Here is a 20,332-nt window from a genome sequence, read left to right on the forward strand (position 1 = left end):
TGTTTCCTGACATGGGCCATGAACGGCGCTTTTTTCTCTTGAACCTTGGGAGCAAAATCTAGCTAGGGAGGTTCTATGAGAATCATCTGGGCTATAGATGCATTTGAGGATAACAAAGAGCTGAACCAAAAGATGGCGGACTATATCACCCATCTTCATGAGGTCACAAACGCGGATATCGAACCTCTGTATCTGCTGCGTGAAAATGAAATTGTTCTTCCGACCTATGAAGTCCCAGCTTGGGTGACGGATCACTCCCGCACGGCCGAATCCCTTTTTCGCGAAGTCCTTTCTGATTACAACCTTCCTTTTCTGCAAGAGGCGAAAGTCATTCCTCACGCTTCACAATCCCATGCCGGGGCTGCGGAAACTCTTTCAAACTATGCAATGAAAACCAAAGCCGACATGATCGTTGTCGGGAGTCATGGCCGCCAGGGGTTTCAAAGATTTATCCTGGGAAGTTTTGCAGAAAGCTTACTTCTGCAATCAGAAGTTCCGGTCTGTGTGGTTGGCAGTCACGCCACTAAAACCAAAACGACCAAAAATATTTTATTTCCCACAGAGTTTGGCGAACACTCCAAAGAGAATTTCCGTCACGTTCTGAATCTCGCAAAAAATTTGAAAGCGGAGATTGTTTTACTTCACGCCATCACCCGTCCAATTGAAAGTCTTTTTGATCTCGATACGCGTCCGCGAGTTTACAACTACAAAGGAAAAATGCTGACGCTGGAGCAAATCGTTGAGCATCAAATTGAAAACCAATCCCACCGCGCCCAGCAGTGGGTCGACTGGGCTCAGAAAGAAGGCGTCACAGCTTCCTTCTTTGTCGATAGCAGCTTTAAGGGCATTGACGATTTGGTTCTGGAAGCCATCGTAAGCCATGAATCCGATTTGATCGTGATGGAAGCCCAAAGCGGCCCCATGAGTGCTGCGATCTTAGGCAGCTACACTCGCAATGTCGTACGAAAAGCGACGTGTCCTGTGTATGTACTCACACGTCACTTTTACGACAAAGAAAAAGATCTTAGCCACGCACCTGAGAAGGGCGCATAGAACTTGGCAGTTTTTTGTAGATATTGTTGAGATGAGTCTTCAAAGTCGCTTTGGAGATGAACAACTTTTCCGCAATCGCGGCATTGGTCATTCCCTGCATCACCATTTGCATGATGCGAAGCTCGCTCTTCGTTAAGCCACGCTCTTTGAAGAAAACTTCCTGCTTTTTAAATTTATCCTGATCCTCATCCAAGGGATACAGAAGCGTCGTAATACGATCACCGTCATTGACGATCAAGGCATCCACCTTGTTTCCTTCAATTTCAGTGGCCTTAAAGAGCTTCATTCCCTCAGAGACCGCTGAGCACTCTTCAATTTCATGATAAAGACGCATGCACGTCTTGGCGCACACTTGCCCCATCATAAGACCACAGGTCTTCACGGAGTTTTCATTTTGATATAAAACCCGCTTTTCCAGATCCTTTACACACAACCCGAGTTTTGCCCCGAGATTGAAGAACTGTTTGTTCTCTTCGCTGCCTGTCACGAGAACCTCCTGCCTGCCTTCATTCTCTGGGACATTCCCGATGAAGTCGATGATCCCGGTCATATTTGTGCTTATTTTTCATCGAACAGATGTTCTTTTTTAAAATGTGAGGTCTAACGGAAAAAATGAAGTTCGCGGCGCGGCGGACGACATCCATACATGCTTATGAATTTACACAAAAGCGCCTCTATTTCGCTGTTTTTAGAGTTTTTCTTTCAAAGAATTTCAAAAAATAATTCAAAATCCAAATAAGTGAGGACGGAATTTTCGACGAATCTTTCAAATAATGGATATCAATGTAAGGATTTCTTCTCGTTTATACAGCATTTTGATTGCAGTAGAGTAATGTTTCTATTTTTTCACCTCATCGAGCCAAAATAAGACGATAGTTCGCAAAACATGTTAAGATTCAGTAAAAGTGTACTCCCATGGAGGACTTGAGTATCGCTATTCAATACTTTGGCAACCAGTATTGAATATTGAGCCCTAAAGACCGAATATGAATACGAGCAAAGTTTATAAGCCTCGAAAGGAGGAAATTATGGGTGCTGCTCCAATCACTCACACAAATCCCGAGAAACGCTACATGCTGAAAATCCCCGTGCAAAAACGTTCTAAAGAAACGGTGGCAAGCATTGTGGAATCCTGCGCACGCCTATTAGTGCAAGAACCTTATCACGCAATTACAACGGATAAGATTGCCGAAATGGCCGGCGTGAGCATCGGATCTCTTTATCAATTTTTCGCCAATAAAGAAGCCATCGTCGCAGCTGTGATCGATGATCTTTTGCAAAAAGACTTGGCGTATATCGAAGAGAACTTGGCAAAACTCCAAGCCACGGACTTGGACTCCAAAGTTCACGCGTTTATTGATATTGGATTTACACGATTCCATGACAATCGCCCGTTAAGAACGGCACTTCAAGGAGTGCAAGGCATGCTCGACTACTGGGATACACGCCGTGTGTTCTTTGAGCACTATCAAAAAGCCGTGCTTGCACACATGCCGCCAATTCCTGGACGCGATCGTGAAATGATGGCTCTCTTCATCGTCAGTTGCTTTAACAACATATTGCAATTGGCTCTATTAGGCCCTCAAGGACCTGAACGTGAAGATGCTATCAAGAAGGAAGTTTTCCTTCTTATCAGACGGTATTTAAATCCGTAAGAATTCACTTGCCTCCTACAACCCTCCTCGTATTCTAAATGACATCGAGGAGGGTCTATTTTTTTGAACGCCGCAAGTTTTTTAAAACAATCCCCTCTGCGCCTTCTTCCTGAAATCCTCCTATGGATTTTTATCGCGAGCCTGATCGGTTTTTTAGCCGGCTCGGCTTCTGCAGGTTTTTTATTGGCTTTGGACTTCACAACTAAAACACGGATTGAAAACCCTTGGCTGCTCTATCTTCTTCCTTGGGCCGGAGTTCTCATTGCCTTTCTTTACACTCGTTACGGCAAGAACACCGATGCGGGTAACAATCTTCTTATCGACGAAATTCACAATCCTAAAAAAGTGGTTCCTTTGCGAATGGCACCATTTGTTTTGTTGGGAACTTTAGTCACTCACCTTTTTGGTGGCTCTGCCGGGCGAGAAGGGACAGCGGTGCAAATGGGTGGAACCCTTGCTGACCAACTCACTTTGCTTTTTAAATTCGATGCTGAGAAAAGAAAAACACTTTTGATGGCGGGGATTTCGGCGGGCTTCGCCTCCGTCTTTGGAACTCCCCTGGCCGGAGCGGTGTTTGGTCTTGAAGTCTTAGCCATCGGACGACTTCGCTACCAAGCCATTCTACCCTGCTTTATCGCCGCCATTGTCGCCGATCGCGTGTGCATTGAATGGGGCGTTCACCATACGGCCTATTCCATTTCTACTATTCCTTCTCTTACAGCGGTTAATATTCTGTGGGCTCTTGTTGCCGGGATTTGTTTTGGACTTTGCGCCTGGTTTTTTTCTTGGAGCAGCCACAAACTAACTCATCTTTTAAAGCAGGCTTTTAGTTCTCCGCTCTTACGCGCTTTCTTAGGAGGTCTGGCCGTTATTCTCGGCGCGGCTCTTTTGCAATCCGATCGCTATTTGGGCTTAGGAATTCCGGTTATTGCGGAAAGCTTCCAGGGACCTGTTCCCATTTATGATTTTCTTTTCAAAGGACTTTTCACGATTGTGACCTTGAGTTCTGGCTTTAAAGGCGGCGAAGTCACACCGTTATTTTTTATTGGAGCTACCTTAGGAAATGCTCTGGCATGGATTCTCCCTTTGCCCACAAGTCTTCTTGCCGGGATGGGTTTTGTCGCTGTCTTTGCCGGAGCGGCCAATACACCCTTAACGTGCCTTCTGATGGCCATGGAAATATTTGGTACAGGCTCTGCGATTTACACAGCCTTAGCCTGTGTCATGAGTTATATTTTTTCAGGACACGCGGGAATTTATCATTCACAAAAAATTGAGGTTTATAAACATGCTCAAAAAAATTAACACACCTTTTTCTGAATTGATGAAAGTGGACTTTCCTATCATCGCGGCTCCGATGTTTTTAGTGAGCAATACAGATATCGTCGTTGAAGCCAGCGAAAGCGGAGGGATCGGAACTTTTCCTGCATTGAACTACCGTCCCATCGAAAAATATGCAGAGGCGCTTAAAGACATCAAAGGTCGCACAAAAAAACCGATCGGCGTAAATATCATCGTGAATAAAAGCAATACACGTCAGGATCAAGATCTCAAACTGGCGCTGGATCACGGCGTGGATCTTTTTATTACGTCTTTGGGCAGCCCTAAAAAAGTCATCGAAGAGGCTCACAAAAATGGCGCGAAGGTTCTTTGCGATGTGACGAACCTGGAACATGCCTTGAAAGTTCAAGATATGGGTGCGGATGGAGTCATTGCCGTGGGAACTGGAGCCGGAGGCCATGCGGGCCCCATCTCCCCTTTAGTTCTTATTCCTTGGCTTAAAACACGTTTGCAAATTCCGATTATCGCAGCTGGCGGGATTGCTCATGGTTCTATGATTTCAGCTTGTCTGGCTTTGGGCGCTTCGGGTGTGAGTGTAGGCACTCGCTTTATTGCCAGTCGTGAAGCTCAAGTGGATCAGGCGTACAAAGATGCCATTGTCTCCTCAACTCCTGAAGATATCGTGATGACCACACGCGTGTCGGGAACTCCCGCTGCGGTGATCAACACGCCTTATGTGCAAAAATTAGGAACGGATCTTCCGTGGGCGATCAAAGTTTTGAAGGATCACAAACTCACAAAAAAATATATGACGCCGTTGATTCACTTGATGGGTATGAAGTCCTTGGAAGAGGCTGCAAACAAGCCCACTTGGAAAACCGTCTGGAGCGCCGGTCAATCGGTGGGCTTAGTAGAAGAAATTTTGACTGTGAGAGAGATTTACCAAAAGCTCATCGCCGAATACGACGACAGCGTGAAAAAACTTTCGCACTTAGGACTTGAGTGAGCGATTGCGTACAGAAAGAGTGAGCTCGTAAGTCATTACGGGCTCTGTTTCACTTTTCTTTGGAACAATCGCGTAGCCTTTGAACTTTCTCTCGATGCGTGCCGGATTTGTTTTCGCTTCTTCGATCAACGCTTTTACCGCTTCCACCTCTTCACAGATAAAGTGGACATCGCCGTCTCCGCGCTTAAGATACTGACCCGAAAAATCTTTAAAAACGAAATCGATCTTTTGCTTACTTTCTGAAATGGCCATCACGGCCGCCGCCGCAATTGAAAGCTCCGCACCAATTCCCATGGCTCCAAAGTACATAGAGTTCAGATGATTCTTTGTGCGATAAGAAAGAGGCACTTTCAGAACGAAACGCTTTTCTCCTGCTTCAACCACTCGCGGGCTGATGAAAAGAACCAAAGGAATTTTAAGCAGACCATAAAGATTAATAAACGCTGTGTATTTGAGATTTTTCATGTTCATAAAACAAATGGTAAGACTCCAGGCTAGAGAAGGACTAGCACTTTTAAATGAAGAGACCTCATTTTGACAAAACGCACCATGAAGTGTCTAATGAAACTAGACAGGTCGTCCGTGAAAAGTCCTTCGACATAAGTTCTCATCCCTCCTTCTCATGGACGCCTGCCCTTTTCCTTGACCCCTTAACCGAAGCCCTTATAAAGGAAAGGTAGCAATAGGTAAGGGGCCTTTCATTTATGGACCAAGCACCAATAAAACCTAAATTCTTAGACCGCTGGACACCGAAAGTGCTTCGCGAAGCCAAACAGGTTTTTCGTGAAGGCGGAATCAAGGGAGTCATCCGTCGTTACGGATGGAAGGTTTTTGCTGTGTTTTTTGTGTATTACTTGGTTCGCGACGTGACGATTTATATTTTATTGCCACTGTATTTGGCCAATAAACTTTTTTAGAGATCAATTCCCAAAAAGAAACTTGCCACTAAAGCTGAAAAAACCACGAAGGCCATCAAGGCCAGACGATATTCTTTTTGTTTCATGAAAAGAACTCCGGTCATCAAAACACGAATCACCGGAAGTGAAACAAGAACAACCAGCCCAAAAAAAGACATCATAAGAGCGCGATCATTCATGATAAGCGCCCATTGGAGGCTTTCTGCGAGAGATTGTGGATGATACTCGTCGAAGGTGCTTAAAGCTTCTCTATTATTCACAAGCATCCACAGCCAGCCCACCAAAAGAAGCAAGCCCGCAAATAAAACACCACCGCGCAAAAATTGGCTGATCCGATACTCTAACTGATTCAAAGATTCTCCAGAGGCATTTTCTTTCATTAAGAAATCCCCTTAATAATCATTTGCACAGAAACGATTCCTAAAACCACAACAAAGATCTGACGAATGCGCTTGGCTGGCATGCGCACCATGGCCTTTGCGCCAATAAAGGAACCAATGATAATGCCAATAGCAACGGGGGCGGCAATCTGCGGCTGAATGTCTCCGCGCAAAAGATAAGCTCCGGCACTGGCTGACGCTGTGACACCAATCATGAAATTCGATGTCGCTGAAGAGACTTTGATGGGCAACTTCATGGCGCCATCCATCGCAAGCACTTTAAAAATGCCACTGCCAATACCCAATAGGGCCGATAACACGCCCGCTCCAAACATCGCAAAAAGACCCAGAGGAACGTTTTGCACTTTGTAGTTCACCCAACGCTCACTACCTTCAGGGTAAGATCCATCAAGTTTGAGAGACTCGGCCCAAGGATGATTTTTGCTTGAAAGATGTTCTTCACGTTTTCGCAACATCATGATGGCCGAAAAAAATAAAAACACACCAAAGAGCAGAAAAAGAAACTGTGCTTGAATGAAAGACGCAATCAAAAAGCCAACGATGGCTCCTGAAACCGTACCGATTTCTAAGAAGACCGCCAAACGCAGATTGGTCAGAGAGTCTTTAAGATAACTGGCCGCCGCACCTGATGAGGTGGCCACAATGGAAATCAAACTTGCAGCGATCGCGTAACGAATGTTGACGTGATAAAAGAGCGTCAGCACCGGAACGATGATGATGCCTCCTCCAAGTCCTAAAAGGGCTCCGAGGAAGCCTGCACCCACGGCTGTAATGAGAAGAAGAATCTCTAGCATTTCGTTACGGAATTCCGATTACTTTGCACACTCAAAAAGACGAACCAAGCGCGCTCCAAAGAAAGTGTCTTTCTTTGTGAACTCCCAAGGTGGATACGGCAAGAACACGGCTTCAGCACATTGACCTTTTTGAGCGACAGCCCATTGACGATCTTCTGAAGATGACGTGTAGATCTCTCCTGTTTTTTGGTCCTTGATACCGATCGCAAACGAGAACACTTTTGAAGTGATGTCGCTGTCGCCGCGAGCTACTAAGGCCACCGGAATTTCTACACGCTCAACGCCTGTGATTTCACCGATAACAGTTTTTGAGAAAATAACGCTGTAGTTCGCCAAAACAGCCCACAAAAGAGCGCCCATGACGAGCAAAATAAGAACAAACTTCGTAAACTTCCAAATTGTTGCCATAGAAATGAATTATCGGTTAGTTTGAAAGGCGTCAACAAAAAGGACCCTCACCGTGTTTTCAAAACAAGAAAAAATCCTTCTCGGAATTCTCGCCACAATTCAATTCAGTTCTATTGTGGACTTTATGATCATGATGCCGTTGGGACCACAGTTGATGAGAATGTTCTCCATCACTCCCCACCAGTTCGGACTCCTCGTGTCATCGTACACGTTCAGTGCTTCGATCAGTGGTTTTATGGCTTCGTTCTTTGTCGACAAATTTGATCGCAAAACCAGCCTGCTCTTTTTCTTTGTGGGTTTTTCTTTGGGAACAATCGCCTGCGCGCTTTCGCCTAATTATGAAATTCTTTTAACAGCCCGCGGACTCACGGGTGTTTTTGGCGGTGTTTTAAGTTCATTGGTTCTGTCCATCGTCAGCGATGCCATTTCTTATGAGCGTCGTGGAAGTGCCATGGGTATTATCATGACCTCCTTTTCAATGGCCTCAATCCTTGGTGTGCCTTTCAGCCTTTTCCTTGCCAATGCATATTCTTGGCACGCTCCCTTCACGTTCTTGGGAGTTCTGTCTTTACTTTTGTGCGGAGTGATTTGGTATTACGTTCCTCCTATGCGAGTTCATTTACTTGAAAAGCGTGAAAAAGAACCCATTCACAGAGTTTTGACTCGGATCATTCATAATCAAAATCAACGTCGCGCTTTGTTCTTTATGGCGGCAGTGATGTTCGGTCACTTTGCTATTATTCCGTTTCTTTCACCGTCTTTGGTGGCAAACGTTGGCATGACAGAAGCTCAATTGCCATTGATGTACATGGCCGGTGGTCTGTGCACGATCTTTAGTTCTCCTTTGATCGGCCGTCTGGCGGATCGTTTTGGAAAACACCGCGTATTTCTCTGGGGGGCATTGATTACGATCTTGCCTTATTGGGTGATTACACACATGGGAGTCACACCTTTGTGGCTGGCTCTTGCCATTTGTGCTTTCTTCTTTGTGTCTTCAGGAGGACGCATGATTCCGGCGACAGCCTTGGTTTCCGGAACTTCTTTACCGCAGAATCGCGGAAGCTTTATGAGTATCGTGAGCTGTGTGCAACAGATGGCGGCCGCGATTTCAAGTTATCTTGCCGGGATCATCATCACAACGGACGCCAGCGGACACCTCGTTAACTACAACATCGTTGGTTACGTGGCGGTTGTATTTACATTTGTGGCGATTTATTTATCTCGTCGTATTCAAACTATTGAAAGCGCTCCCACAGCATCTCCAGAAACAGCACACGTCGGAGAACCCGTCGTTTAAGTTCGCACTTTCTGACGAAGAGATTTAATTTCAGCATGCCTTTTTTTCGTATCCACGCGTTTTCTTTGCGAACTGCGCGTGGGCTTTGTCGCCACTCGTTTCTTAGGAACAAAAAGAGCTTTATTGAGCATTTCATGAAGTTTGCGAATACATTCGGAACGGTTTTGATCCTGATCACGATGCACTTCACTGCGAATGATCAGATCTCCTTCCGCCGTGAGTTTGGTTTGGAGTTTGATAGCCAAACGTTCTTTCAAATCTTGATTTAACGTTTGCGATTGCCACAAATTCCAGCGCAAAATCGCCGCGGAATTCGTGCGATTCACATTCTGCCCGCCCGGTCCTCGCGAACGCGCATATGTGAAATCCAACTCTGAAAACGGAATCTGCACTGAAATCACTTCTCGGCACCCTCGAAATCCGCTTTGCCCTCACCGACTTTTTGTCCGTTGAGGAAAACCTCGAAAGTCATCGGCGAGGCCTTTGCGACCATCGCACTAACACCACAATACTTCGTCATTGAAAGAGTCACGGCTTTCATGGCCTGATCCGCTTTGATATCAGATCCTTCAATGTGATATTGCAATTTTACTTCTTCAAAAATCGAAGGATAACCTTTTGTCGTGTCGGTCTGCGCGTTCACTTCGCAAGACAAAAGATTCACTCTCATTTTCTTCAAAATAGATGCGACATCCATTCCAGAGCAGCCGCAAATACTAGCCAAAAGAAGTTCCTTGGGAGTTGGCCCTTGGTCCTTGCCACCCACTTCGCTCTTCGCGTCCATTGTCAGCTTGTGTTGACGAATATGAGACTCAAACCCCATTTCGCCCTTCCACTTCGTACGACACTCCATATGCGCCATTAAACGCCTCCTTCAGGTCAGATACCATTACGCTACATTCCATAACGCCAGAAGTAAAGAGAAGCTCACACTCGGGATCATTTGCGTTGAAGCACAAGGGGCAGTAGACTTAAAGAATTAGGAGTGCCTTATGATTGCAATGATTGCTATAGCCTTTGTTGGTTTGCTCGCCGGTTGTGGCGTGGGCTTGGCCTTGCACAAATTTTTGAATGCGCGCACGGTGCGCCTTGCTCGTGAAGAAGCTCAAGACATTGTTGGTGAAGCCAAAGAAGCGGCCGAGTTGAAAGCTCTTGAAGAAAAAGAACGCATTCAAGAAATTGAAATGGAAATGTGGACCAAAGTAGAACCTGATATGCTCAAGGTTGAAGGTCGCATTGAAGAACTGCAAGAAGTCGCCAACGAAAAAAAATCCAAAGCGGATTCCATCGTTCACGAAGAAAAAAAGAAACTGCAAGAGCGTGAAGTTGAAGTGAAAGCTCAAGAACAAGCTCTGCGTGGCCAAGAAACTGAGTTGAACAAACTTAAAGACGCACAAAAAGCGTTGAACAAAGATTTGGTTCAAAAACTAACAGAGCGCCTAGGAACCTCTTCTGAAGAATTCAAAACTCAGTTGAAAAACCAAATGGAAGAAGACGCCCGTCGCAGAGCCGCCCGTTATATTCAAGAATCCGAGGAAGATTTAAAAGAACACTCAGAAATGCGTGCGAAGAAAATCTTAAGCCTGGTGATAGACCGCTTTGCTCGTCCCTACTGTGCTGAGCGCGGCATTGGCGCTGTGAACTTCCCCGACAATCACATCCGTAAACTTTTCTGCGATGCCAATGGCAACAACATCAAAGCGGTTCAAGACGCTTGTGGTTGCGACATCATCGTCGAAGAAGGCATGGATATGGTCGGTGTTGCGGGATTCGATCCGGTTCGCCGTGAGCTGACACGCAGAACTTTAGAGCGCATCTTTAAAGAAAAAAAGAATATCAATCCTGACTTCATCAGAAAAATCGCTGAGAATCAGAAGAAAGAACTCTTTAAAAACATCAAGCACGATGGTGATGCTCTCGCCAAAGAACTTAAGCTTGAAGGTCTTAATGGCGAGATCCGCCAAATGATGGGCTCTTTGCGCTATCGTTATTCTTTCACACAAAATCAATACTTCCACTGCGGCGAAGTGGGTTGGCTTGCCGGTTTGATGGCAGCAGAACTTAAACTTGATATCAAAAAAGCGCGCCGTGTGGGCATGCTTCATGACATTGGAAAATCCATGGACCACGTGATGGAAGGCGGCCATGCTGTGATTGGTGCTGACTTTATCGCAGCTCGTGGCGAAGCTCCCGATGTTGTTCATGCCGTGAAAGCCCATCACTTTGACGAACAACCTTCCACGGATCATGCATTCCTTGTGATCGCAGCCGATGCTGTGTCAGGTGCTCGTCCGGGTGCGCGTCGCTCAACGATTGAGTCCTACAACCAAAAAGTTTCTGAACTTCAAGACATTGCTCGCAGCTTCCCAGGCGTGACGGACTGTTTCGTTCTGAGTGGCGGACGCGAATGCCGCGTTCTTGTGAATGGAAAAAAAGTCGACGACACGCAAGCATTGGATCTTTCTAAGAAGATCGCTGCGCGAATCGAAGAAGAATGCAACTACCCTGGCCAAATCAAAGTGGTCATTGTTCGCGAAACTGTTGTTACAGAGCAAACTAGGAAGGAACTCGCATAAAGATGCGAGTTCTCTCTGTGTTCTAACAGACCTTTTATTAAAATCCCTTCATGCTCGCTCTTTTAGAAGATTCTCCGATCTACTTCAGATCAAATAAGGAGGTAAGTTTTCAAAAAGGGAGAGCCTCATGGTGATCGAAACTGCTTTAGAAAAACAACACACACCGCGCGTGTTGGTGATTGATGATAGCTTGGATTCTGTAAAGCTTATGTCGCACATTCTAGATCACTACAAATGCGATGTAACAATGGCCTTTGACGGCCAAGATGCCATTCCGTTGCTGGTAAACAGACAGTTTGATCTTGTGATTTTAGATTGGCAGATGCCACAAATGGGTGGTCGTGACACTTTGTTATTGATGGACCGTCTTTTAACAGAAAGAAAAGTTCATAAAGTTCGTCGTCCTATTCCCGTGGTGATTTACACAGGTCATAGCGAAGAAGAGTTGGATCTTCCTTTGGTGCGCCACTTTACCTACATGGGCTTTATTAATAAGCGCCAGGCGTTCAGCTCTATGATGAGATCATTTAATTTTATTTTGCGTTCAATCTAAGGTGACTTAGGAACGCGCGCGAGGGGCTTCCGGATAGGATGCCGGAGGCCCCCGATTCCATTTAAGGACGGGCGCACTTGCCTTGATTCTGGCAACGGATCATTTCGTAACGGCGGTCGCGCATTTCTTTCAACGTGTATTCAAGTTCTTTATCAAATCCTTGCACCACAGAACCTTTTTGCGCCATAGAGAAAAATTCTTTTGCGAATTGAAATTTCTCAGGAGCGTAAATTTCTTTTGTCGATGTATTAAAGAATCTTGTCGCTTTATTTGCGCGAACTGTTTTTAGAAAACGCGCTCTTTGTTCATGGGCTTTTTCCAATCCCGCCGGAACATCTTTCCAGCACTTCACTTCGCCGATCTTCACAACCTTCTGGATGTTGTTATCAAAGATCACAATGTCCAACTCTCCGATAATATGTGTGGCATCGCCGTAAGCGATGCCAACAATCACGTCGTACTGGGGGGCTGCGTATTCTCTTTGAATTTCCAAACGTGCCACCTCTTCACAGATAGAACCGGAGTCTTCGTAACTGCGAGGAATATTTTTAAGAAGCTCAAAGTCTTCTTCCCAAGCGGCAAACACCGTTGTCGAAGACGCTAAGAGTGCAAACAGAAGAACAAAGAACTTCATGGGATCTCCAAGGTAGAGTTATTGCGAAGCCCTCTTTTGCCGATCCGTGCCATAGAAAGCAAAGGATTTGTCCGGAATCGCAAATGATGCACTGCGTATCTTAGGAAGCCGCAGTGAACCTTTGTTTTCCCCCTTCCATTTGTTATCTTTATATCACTATGGATCCTGACCCTTATCCGAAAAGCTTAACTTATCTCCTTTTAATTAAGGAGATCTCGTGACCGAAGTTCTCGTCGTCCTCATCTGTCTCTTTATAAATATGCTGCTTTCTGGCTCTGAAATGGCCTTTGTCACCGTGAATAGGCAGCAACTTAAAAGACTCGCTCCCACAAACAGAAATGCGCGGACTCTTTTAAAACTGAAAGAAAATCCAGAAAGAACTCTTTCTGTCATTCAAATTGGTATCACCCTGGTCGGCGCCATTGCCGCGGCCGTCGGTGGTGCGGGAGCTGAAGAAGCTCTCACACCTTACTTTATGACGACGTTCAATGTCGCAGAACATACCGCAGAAGCCATTTCCATTGCGGCTGTTGTTCTTCCGATTTCCTATTTAAGTGTCGTGGTCGGCGAACTTTTGCCAAAAACGATGGCCTTACGCAACCCGCTGACGATCGCTTTGTGGACGGCTCAAGGACTTTATCTCGGAGAAAAGTTTCTTTCACCGGCTGTGACAATTTTAGAAAAGTCGACCAATGTTTTAGTGAAGCTTGCAACTTTCGGAACGCAAAAAAACATCGTGCATGAACATGCCGATATAGCTATTGAGGATCTAACTCAACAGACAAAACAATATGTCGTAAATCTTGTGAGCGCTGATAAAAAGGTCGCCCGCGAAATCATGCTGCCGTGGAAAGACGTTATCTACATTCGCAAAAGCGATTCCCATGAAGACGTTGAAACAATCATTCTTAATTCGCGCCACACGCGCCTTCCCGTTCTTGATGATCAAGAAGTCATTGGCATTATCAATACCAAAGAGTTTTTGGCTTTAAGAGGCACAACAGAGTGGCAAACACTCATTCGCCCTATTCTGAAGTTTAAAGCTTTTGAGCCTTTGTTTAAAATTCTGTTAAAGATGCAGGAACAAAAATCCCATATGGCGGTGATCTACGATCAAACAAAATTTGTAGGCCTTATCACCATGGAAGATATTTTTGAAGAAATCATCGGCGACGTTTTCGATGAAGACGATGATGGTCTTATTAAAAAGATTCTGGCATCCAAAGGACGCCGCAGGCCGATTTAAAAACATTTCTTGAACCCTCCTCACTTACCTCCCACAATGTCTTTACACAGGGAGGTAAAATGAAAATTCATTCTTCAAGAATGGCAGTAGGACTGGCTTTGGCTCTGGGATTGAGCGGCTGTGTCTCTTCATCAAAACACAAAGCTGAAATGGATGCTCTGAATGCAGAGATCACAAAAGGTAAAGAGCAAAATCAAGCTCTGACAAGCGAGAAAGCACAGCTTGAAGACAAGCTGATTGCCAACGCGAAAGACCGCGGGCAATTGAAAAGTTCTTTAGATGAAATGAAAAAAGCGATGGACGAAATGCGCCAACGCCAAGCTGAGCAGAAAAAACGTCTGCAAGAATTCGAAGATCTTACGAAACGTTTCAAAAAACTCACGGATGCCGGGGCCCTTTCAGTAAAAATCATCGACGGAAAAATGGTTGTGAGCTTGGGCTCGGACGTTCTTTTCCCTTCGGGTTCTGCGAAACTTTCCCAAGCCGGTCTTGAAGCGATCAAAGAAGTGACAAACCAATTGAAAGCCATTCCTGGAAAAGCATATCAAGTGGAAGGCCACACAGACAATGTACCTATTGCGACCGCAACATTCCCTTCAAATTGGGAATTGGCTTCGGCCCGCGCTTTGAATGTCACTCGCTCTATGATTGATGCTGGAATGCCTGCTGAACGCGTCAGTGCTGCAAGCTTCGGCGATACTCACCCGGTGCAAAGCAATGAAACGACGGAAGGCAAAGCGGCCAATCGCCGTATCGCCATCGTGGTCGTTCCCGATCTTTCAACAATGCCTGGCTATGAAGAGCTAAATAAGCTCGGAGCTAACTAGGTTTAAAAGTCGTAACGAAAATTAGTACTTGGAATTTATAAAACGAAAAGGGCTGACCTATTAAAGTCAGCCCTCTTTATTTTGCAGCGCATTTCAAAAAGGTACGGCGTACCTTCTAAAGAACTTTATTTGCGTGGTATTGCTCTTCAGAGAAGTCGTCTACCAGGATCGCGTCGTAGCGAACGGCATCGGCTTCTTGGATCAGCTTCAGCTCTTCATCATTGATGATGTTTTTGCTGCGAGCTTCATCCAACAATAGATTTGTTTTCTTCTTAGGAAGAACGCCGTCACGGATCGCTTTTTTGATTTTCTTTTCAGCCGCTTCTGCTCTCAATGTCACAGAAAACGCATACTCAAGGCGACCCAACTGTTGATCACGATTCTTAGGCATATAGATACCTTCGCTCAAACGATCACGGATACCGCCTTCTTTCATCATTGCTGATGCAATAGCGTGTGACCAACCATCAGAAGCTTGCGAACCTACAGAGTTGATACGCGACCAAGCACCAATCCAACCCTTGAAGAACCAACGAAGACCTGGAATTTTCAAGTTGTCGAAAATGCCGTCGAAACCTTTTTGAATTTCAGCCATGCAGTTTTTCAAGCTGTAGTGAACAAATGGAAGATCTTCTTCTTTACGACCTTCGGCTTCGAAACGACGAAGGATGGAAGTCGCAATGTACATATTTGCCAAGATATCAGCAAAACGTCCTGTGATTTTCTCTCTCATTTTCAATGAACCACCCAGAACACCCATCGCCACGTCAGAAAGAAGTGCGAAAGTTGCTGAAGTCCATGACAAACGACGGAAGTATACTTTCATTTGCGGATGGCAATCCGGAGTCGCTGCCAAGTAACCGCGAGAGCATGACAACAAGATCGCACGACATGTGTTGCGCACGATGTGACCAATGTGACCGAAGAACGCTCTGTCGAAGGCTTTCAAATCATTGGCTTCATAAGCTTTTACTTCAGAGTATGCAAATGGATGCGAACGAAGAGCACCTTGACCAAATACGATCAAAGTACGAGTCATGATGTTCGCTCCTTCCACCGTGATACCAATTGGCGTTGCGATATAGATTTCAGCCAGCAAGTTGCGAGGCCCCATAGAGATACCCGCACCACCCATGATATCCATAGCATCGTTAATACCTTTACGACCCATTTCAGTAGAGTAGTATTTTTGCATCGCTGTGATAACGCCTGGCTTGATCCCTTTATCAAGAGCACCCAAGCAGTATTTTCTCATCGCTTCCAATGTGTATGTTGAAGCACCGATGCGAGCCAACGGTTCTTCCACACCTTCAAACTTACCGATTGAAACACCGAACTGACGACGAACAACTGCGTGAGCTGAAGTCACACGAGTGATCAATTTCGCGCCCCCTGTTGCTTGAGCTGGCAAAGAGATACCGCGACCTGCTGCCAAACACTCCATCAACATCATCCAACCACGACCTGCACCGGCAATACCACCGACGATCGCTTCTTCCGCATCAACGACAACATCTTTACCTTGTGTAGGACAGTTGTAGAAAGGAGTGTTGAGTGGATCATGACGACGACCCAAAACAACGCCTGGAGTTTTCGAAGGAATCAACGCACAAGTGATTCCCAAATCTTCACCTTTACCCAAAAGATTTTCTGGGTCACGAAGACGGAATGCCAAACCGATCACAGACGAAATTGCCGCCAAAGTGATCCAACGTTTATTCCAATTCAATTTGATTTTGATTTTTCCATCAGTGTCTTTGAAAAGAACACCCGAAGAAGTGATCGCGCCCGCATCAGAACCCGCTGTTGGCTCTGTCAAACCAAAGCATGGGATTTCCGAACCATCTGCAAGACGTGGCAACCAACGTTTTTTCTGAGCGTCAGTACCGTAGTGTGCAAGAAGCTCTGCAGGACCCAAAGAGTTTGGAACCATCACTTGAATGGCAACAGCCAAAGAACGAGAAGAGATTTTCATGATCACTTCAGAATGGCAAAGTGCAGAGAAACCAAGACCGCCGTATTCTTTAGGAACGATCATGCCCAAGAATTTTTCTTTTCTGATGTAATTCCAAATGTCTTCAGGAATTTCTTTTGTCTTATAGATATTCCAGTGGTCGATCATACCGCAAAGAGTGTCGACAGGGCCTTCCATGAAGGCTTTTTCTTCTGCCGTCAAATCGGGATAAACTTCGTTCATCAAGTTTGTGAAATTAGGTTTTCCAGAGAAAAGATCTTTTTCAATCCACACAACACCGGCATCCAATGCCGCTTTTTCTGTGTCTGAAATTTTTGGCAAGAATTCAAATTTCTTGAAGATGCCAAATACGCCCGAAGTCACAAGGGCTGCGCGAAGAGGTGCAATGTTGAAGATCACGGCCACAACGGCAAACACGATCCACAACCACATCGGTGCCGCGAATCCAAAAAGAATCGCCGCGACAGCAATTGTCCACACGATGAGCGGACTGCTGAAAAAGCCGACAAACAACAAGAGGACGATGGAGCCAAGTACCCAGGCCCACGTGCAGCTCTCTAAAAAATACCCATATAAAGAGTTGAAAGAATCCACGATGTATCTCCTTTATTAAATACACCCATAATTAGACTCTTTAATGTGAGCATGTGCAAGAATTTCAGGTCCACGTCTATATATAAGAAAACGTGAGGAAGAGTCCTTTTCAAACAGCACCAGAATGCATTTTTAAGAGGGGGATTTAGATCGGAGTCCGATGCAGTACTAGAGATACAGAAAGACGTTCGCTAAAAAAGCAAAAAGCCCTCTTGCGAGGGCTTTTTGTTACTGAACTTAAGTTCGTTAGTCCTTTTCAGGATCTAATTACTTAGTTTCGCCAGCAGGAGCTGCAGGAGCTGTTTCTGTAGCAGCAGGTGCTGTTTCAGTAGCTGCAGGAGTACCTTCAGCTGGAGCTGCTTCTGTAGTTGCAGGTGCAGTTTCAGTTGTTGGAGCTTGCTCAGCAGGTTGGTTTTTAGAGCAAGTGAAACCAGTTGTGAAAGAAAGTGCTAGCAAAGCCGCGATAACGATAGCTTTCATTGTTGTTGTCCCTTCATTAATAAATAATGCTTAACGCATTTTTTGTTTTAAAACTCGACTAAGGACCAAGTTACACAAAACTGCGGCCTCTTGACAAACGAATTTTTAAAATTATTTTTGGCAACGTGAACACCAGAAGGTGTTTCGTCCACCCAGAACCTGCGACTTCACCTGTTGCCCGCAGGTCACACATTCTTCTCCCGCTCGACCGTAAACCCGAAAAGCCGTCTGAAAATATCCGCTTTCCCCACTGGCTTGAGCAAAGTCGCTGATCGACGATCCACCTTGCTCAATGGAACGAGATAAAATTTTTTTAATCTCTTTAACTAAGACATCCGCGCGGTCTTTGGACAGCTTTTGCGCCGGCAAAGTCGGCTTAACCCCTGCCGCAAACAGAGCTTCACTCGCATAGATATTGCCTACGCCGACCACGATTTTTTGATCCATCAGTGCGATCTTTAAAGCCACTTCCTTCCCGCGAAGACTCTCCCAAAGGGCCGCTCCCGTAAATTCAGAATTCAAAGGTTCCGGACCCAATCCCTTTAATTTCGGGTGTTCCAAAGGATTTTGTACAAAGTCAAAATAGCCGAAACGCCGCGGATCACGGTACGCCAAACGCAGGTTTCCAGAAAAATGAAGATAGATATGATCGTGCAATCGCTCATCTCCCGGAGGCGCCACCCGCCATGTTCCGGTCATTCCCAGATGCGAAAGCATGGCTCCTTTTTTAGTCCACAAAAGAAGATATTTAGCTCGTCTTTCTACGGACAAAAGCTTCTCGCCAACCAATGTGCTTAATTTCTTTGCAGGCATGGGCTCACGCAAGTCAGGTCTTTTCAACTCCACTTTTTTAAGTGTCGGTTGATCTTTTAAGATATCTTCAAGGCCACGACGGACGACCTCCACCTCGGGAAGTTCAGGCATATTCGACTCCTCTACGCACAGCGCAGCTTGCATTTTACCAGGACTTTCCCCAGGATGCTAGGATGACTGAAACGCATCCACCCAAGGAAAACGGTTTATTAAATCTTGTCTTTAATATCGTTCTTCCGGTTTTAATTCTAAATAAACTGAGTAAATTTATTGGTCCTTTGGCGGCTTTGCTACTCGCGCTCGCATTCCCTCTGGGTTACGGGATCTATGATCTGGTGAAAAGAAAAAAGGTCAATGCCTTCTCCGCCTTGGGTTTGCTCAATGTTCTTTTGACCGGAGGCCTTGCCCTTTTCGGATTGCACGGCTTTTGGTTTGCGGTGAAAGAGGCGGCCTTTCCTACTCTGGTTGGACTTTTTGTTTTGGGTTCGGCCTTCACCAAACGTCCCTTTATCGAAACACTTTTCTTAAATCCTTCTGTGATGAAAGTGGATCTTTTAGAACAACGCTTGGCGGAACACGGTAAACAACAAGAGTTTCACGAGCACATGAGAAAAGCGACGCTGTGGTTGTCTTTGTCTTTTGTGTTCAGCGCGATCTGCAACTTTGTTTTGGCGAGAAGTATCTTTATTAATATTGATACAAATCTTACACCCGAAGCTCAGTCTTTGGTGCTCAACGAACAAATCGCCAAGATGACCACATGGTCCATGGCGATCATCATGGTACCGTCGATTATCTTCTTATTAGGTATTTTCTGGTATCTCATGCGCGGCATCAAACAATACGCCGGCCTCTCCACCGAAGAACTTCTCCGCGAAAGCTAATAAGGTAAAAGTTGTAATATTAGTTTTATCAAGGCGCGACGAGGAGCAACGCAGAGAAAACTAATAGTACAACTTTTAAAAGTCGGCGCCGTCTTCTCCACCGAAGGGTGGTGGCGGAGGTGGTGGCGGCGGGAAGTCTCCTCCCCCGAATCCACCAAAGTCATCGCCAAACCCTGGGGGCGGCGGAGGCGGTGGTGGTGGAACATCGCCGAAATCGTCTGACATATTGGGAGCAGGAACATAGCCTCCGTCTCCTCCGAAATCGTCAAATGTCGGTGGAGGTGGGAATGAAGAACCTGAGCTTCCGCCATAGGAACTTCCGCCTGAAGAAGAACCACTTCCCCCTGGCATTTTTCCGTACTTAGGCTGCGCTCCGAAAAGAGCCCGCTTGCGATAATCGTAACGAGGACGCAAATCCTCAATACCCAACTCCTGCCCTTCTGTTGGCAGTTTTTCTGCAAGGCGATTTAATTCTTGTTGTTTGGATTTTCTCTCGGCGTAGGCTTTGCGCTCTTCATCTTGAGCCGCCTCGTACTTCTTTTTAGCAGCCGCATCAGCTTTTGCCTCGGGGCCGTCTTCACTCATGATCTCTTTCTTTTTGTCCTTTTTATAGGCTTCGAGATCACGATTTTTTTGATTCTCCCACTGCTCTTCTTCTTCAAGATAAGCGCGCTCCCCTTTGGCACGGGCATTTTCAAACTGATTTTGATTTTTTTGATGCTCAGCAAAACCAGAAAGACGCTCCTTCTCTGAGGTCTGCGCCAACGAGGACGAGCTCACGAGGAGAAGAAAAACGAAGGCATGAATGGCTTGCAAATTCCGTGAAAGAATCATTCTGGCCCCAGTCTACCAATGCTTTCGCTTTTTTTTGAGCAAACAAAAAAGATGCTCGACCTTTGGCTAATTCCTGAATAACTTAAACCCCTGTTTTAAGGAGC

23 protein-coding genes are annotated in these 20,332 nt (G+C 45.6%); 11 read left to right on the forward strand and 12 right to left on the reverse strand.

Translation table 11 applies throughout. From position 1 onward, the window contains the following. Positions 1-75 precede the first annotated feature (75 nt). Entirely contained in the window at positions 76-1,053 is a 978-nt protein-coding gene (locus ACL934_RS10660) for a universal stress protein (RefSeq protein WP_374073354.1), read from the forward strand. Here ACL934_RS10660 and ACL934_RS10665 read toward each other — a convergent pair. Further along, positions 1,025-1,540: a helix-turn-helix domain-containing protein gene (locus ACL934_RS10665; protein ID WP_374073355.1), complete on the reverse strand. Its 516-nt coding sequence runs from the start codon at positions 1,538-1,540 to the stop codon at positions 1,025-1,027. The genes ACL934_RS10660 and ACL934_RS10665 overlap by 29 nt on opposite strands. 541 nt (positions 1,541-2,081) lie before the next feature. Here ACL934_RS10665 and ACL934_RS10670 point away from each other — a divergent pair. The 3 genes from ACL934_RS10670 to ACL934_RS10680 all read left to right on the forward strand — a co-directional run bounded on the left by ACL934_RS10670 (position 2,082) and on the right by ACL934_RS10680 (position 4,995). Further along, a complete protein-coding gene (locus tag ACL934_RS10670; RefSeq protein ID WP_374073356.1) occupies positions 2,082-2,708 on the forward strand; it encodes a TetR/AcrR family transcriptional regulator in 627 nt (208 codons plus the stop codon). Between the two features lie 63 nt (positions 2,709-2,771). Then, complete coding sequence (locus tag ACL934_RS10675) at positions 2,772-4,013, forward strand: voltage-gated chloride channel family protein (protein WP_413612212.1); 1,242 nt, start codon at positions 2,772-2,774, stop codon at positions 4,011-4,013. After that, the gene (locus ACL934_RS10680) at positions 3,997-4,995 is read left to right on the forward strand and encodes an NAD(P)H-dependent flavin oxidoreductase (protein ID WP_374073358.1); all 999 of its coding nucleotides are present in this window, start codon (positions 3,997-3,999) and stop codon (positions 4,993-4,995) included. Before ACL934_RS10675 ends, ACL934_RS10680 begins: the two co-directional genes overlap by 17 nt. Here the strand turns inward: ACL934_RS10680 and ACL934_RS10685 are convergent. Beyond that, positions 4,981-5,460 (reverse strand): DUF4442 domain-containing protein, encoded by a 480-nt coding sequence (locus tag ACL934_RS10685; protein WP_374073359.1) that lies wholly within the window; start codon positions 5,458-5,460, stop codon positions 4,981-4,983. The two genes, ACL934_RS10680 and ACL934_RS10685, sit on opposite strands and share 15 nt — an antisense overlap. A gap of 239 nt (positions 5,461-5,699) precedes the next feature. Between ACL934_RS10685 and ACL934_RS10690 the strand changes: the two genes are divergently transcribed. Next, on the forward strand, positions 5,700-5,912 hold the full coding sequence (locus ACL934_RS10690; protein WP_413612213.1) for a hypothetical protein: 213 nt from the start codon (positions 5,700-5,702) through the stop codon (positions 5,910-5,912). On the opposite strand, the gene ACL934_RS10695 is transcribed toward ACL934_RS10690, so the two are convergent. Genes ACL934_RS10695 through ACL934_RS10705 form a run of 3 tightly spaced genes read right to left on the reverse strand, consistent with a single transcriptional unit; the run spans position 5,909 to position 7,515 of the window. Next, entirely contained in the window at positions 5,909-6,292 is a 384-nt protein-coding gene (locus tag ACL934_RS10695) for a DUF1634 domain-containing protein (protein ID WP_374073361.1), read from the reverse strand. The two genes, ACL934_RS10690 and ACL934_RS10695, sit on opposite strands and share 4 nt — an antisense overlap. Continuing rightward, on the reverse strand, positions 6,292-7,107 hold the full coding sequence (locus ACL934_RS10700) for a sulfite exporter TauE/SafE family protein (RefSeq protein WP_374073362.1): 816 nt from the start codon (positions 7,105-7,107) through the stop codon (positions 6,292-6,294). Before ACL934_RS10700 ends, ACL934_RS10695 begins: the two co-directional genes overlap by 1 nt. A gap of 18 nt (positions 7,108-7,125) precedes the next feature. After that, positions 7,126-7,515, reverse strand: coding sequence for a hypothetical protein (locus ACL934_RS10705; RefSeq protein ID WP_374073364.1), 390 nt, complete (start codon positions 7,513-7,515; stop codon positions 7,126-7,128). 52 nt (positions 7,516-7,567) lie between these two features. Here ACL934_RS10705 and ACL934_RS10710 point away from each other — a divergent pair, with 52 nt between their 5' ends. Next, complete coding sequence (locus ACL934_RS10710) at positions 7,568-8,812, forward strand: MFS transporter (protein WP_413612214.1); 1,245 nt, start codon at positions 7,568-7,570, stop codon at positions 8,810-8,812. Here the strand turns inward: ACL934_RS10710 and arfB are convergent. Both arfB and ACL934_RS10720 read right to left on the reverse strand, forming a co-directional pair. Continuing rightward, a complete protein-coding gene (arfB, locus tag ACL934_RS10715) occupies positions 8,809-9,213 on the reverse strand; it encodes an alternative ribosome rescue aminoacyl-tRNA hydrolase ArfB (protein ID WP_413612215.1) in 405 nt (134 codons plus the stop codon). The genes ACL934_RS10710 and arfB overlap by 4 nt on opposite strands. Further along, the gene (locus tag ACL934_RS10720) at positions 9,210-9,674 is read right to left on the reverse strand and encodes an OsmC family protein (protein WP_374073369.1); all 465 of its coding nucleotides are present in this window, start codon (positions 9,672-9,674) and stop codon (positions 9,210-9,212) included. Before ACL934_RS10720 ends, arfB begins: the two co-directional genes overlap by 4 nt. Positions 9,675-9,804: 130 nt before the next feature. Here ACL934_RS10720 and ACL934_RS10725 point away from each other — a divergent pair, with 130 nt between their 5' ends. Together ACL934_RS10725 and ACL934_RS10730 are read left to right on the forward strand one after the other, a co-directional pair. Beyond that, the gene (locus tag ACL934_RS10725; protein ID WP_413612216.1) at positions 9,805-11,388 is read left to right on the forward strand and encodes an Rnase Y domain-containing protein; all 1,584 of its coding nucleotides are present in this window, start codon (positions 9,805-9,807) and stop codon (positions 11,386-11,388) included. A 127-nt stretch (positions 11,389-11,515) separates the two neighbouring features. Next, positions 11,516-11,941, forward strand: a complete 426-nt coding sequence (locus ACL934_RS10730; protein ID WP_413612217.1) for a response regulator — start codon at positions 11,516-11,518, stop codon at positions 11,939-11,941. 61 nt (positions 11,942-12,002) lie between these two features. Here ACL934_RS10730 and ACL934_RS10735 read toward each other — a convergent pair whose 3' ends face one another. Next, the gene (locus ACL934_RS10735) at positions 12,003-12,575 is read right to left on the reverse strand and encodes a hypothetical protein (protein WP_413612218.1); all 573 of its coding nucleotides are present in this window, start codon (positions 12,573-12,575) and stop codon (positions 12,003-12,005) included. A 217-nt stretch (positions 12,576-12,792) separates the two neighbouring features. Here ACL934_RS10735 and ACL934_RS10740 point away from each other — a divergent pair, with 217 nt between their 5' ends. After that, positions 12,793-13,821: a hemolysin family protein gene (locus tag ACL934_RS10740; RefSeq protein ID WP_413612219.1), complete on the forward strand. Its 1,029-nt coding sequence runs from the start codon at positions 12,793-12,795 to the stop codon at positions 13,819-13,821. 59 nt (positions 13,822-13,880) lie between these two features. Then, positions 13,881-14,648 carry a flagellar motor protein MotB gene (locus tag ACL934_RS10745; RefSeq protein ID WP_374073375.1) on the forward strand — a complete coding sequence of 256 codons (768 nt, stop codon included), beginning with the start codon at positions 13,881-13,883 and terminating at the stop codon, positions 14,646-14,648. A 115-nt stretch (positions 14,649-14,763) separates the two neighbouring features. On the opposite strand, the gene ACL934_RS10750 is transcribed toward ACL934_RS10745, so the two are convergent. The 3 genes from ACL934_RS10750 to mutM form a co-directional block, all read right to left on the reverse strand. Then, positions 14,764-17,217 (reverse strand): acyl-CoA dehydrogenase, encoded by a 2,454-nt coding sequence (locus ACL934_RS10750; RefSeq protein WP_413612220.1) that lies wholly within the window; start codon positions 17,215-17,217, stop codon positions 14,764-14,766. 267 nt (positions 17,218-17,484) lie between these two features. Continuing rightward, positions 17,485-17,697 (reverse strand): acylneuraminate cytidylyltransferase, encoded by a 213-nt coding sequence (locus ACL934_RS10755; RefSeq protein WP_374073377.1) that lies wholly within the window; start codon positions 17,695-17,697, stop codon positions 17,485-17,487. 111 nt (positions 17,698-17,808) lie between these two features. After that, complete coding sequence (gene mutM, locus ACL934_RS10760) at positions 17,809-18,621, reverse strand: bifunctional DNA-formamidopyrimidine glycosylase/DNA-(apurinic or apyrimidinic site) lyase (protein ID WP_374073378.1); 813 nt, start codon at positions 18,619-18,621, stop codon at positions 17,809-17,811. Positions 18,622-18,683: 62 nt separating this feature from the next. Here mutM and ACL934_RS10765 point away from each other — a divergent pair, with 62 nt between their 5' ends. After that, complete coding sequence (locus ACL934_RS10765) at positions 18,684-19,394, forward strand: VC0807 family protein (RefSeq protein ID WP_374073379.1); 711 nt, start codon at positions 18,684-18,686, stop codon at positions 19,392-19,394. 75 nt (positions 19,395-19,469) lie between these two features. Here the strand turns inward: ACL934_RS10765 and ACL934_RS10770 are convergent, their stop codons facing one another. Further along, positions 19,470-20,228 carry a hypothetical protein gene (locus ACL934_RS10770; protein ID WP_374073380.1) on the reverse strand — a complete coding sequence of 253 codons (759 nt, stop codon included), beginning with the start codon at positions 20,226-20,228 and terminating at the stop codon, positions 19,470-19,472. Positions 20,229-20,332: the final 104 nt, after the last annotated feature.

The organism is Bdellovibrio sp. HCB-110, assembly GCF_047323225.1.
Lineage (GTDB): Bacteria > Bdellovibrionota > Bdellovibrionia > Bdellovibrionales > Bdellovibrionaceae > Bdellovibrio.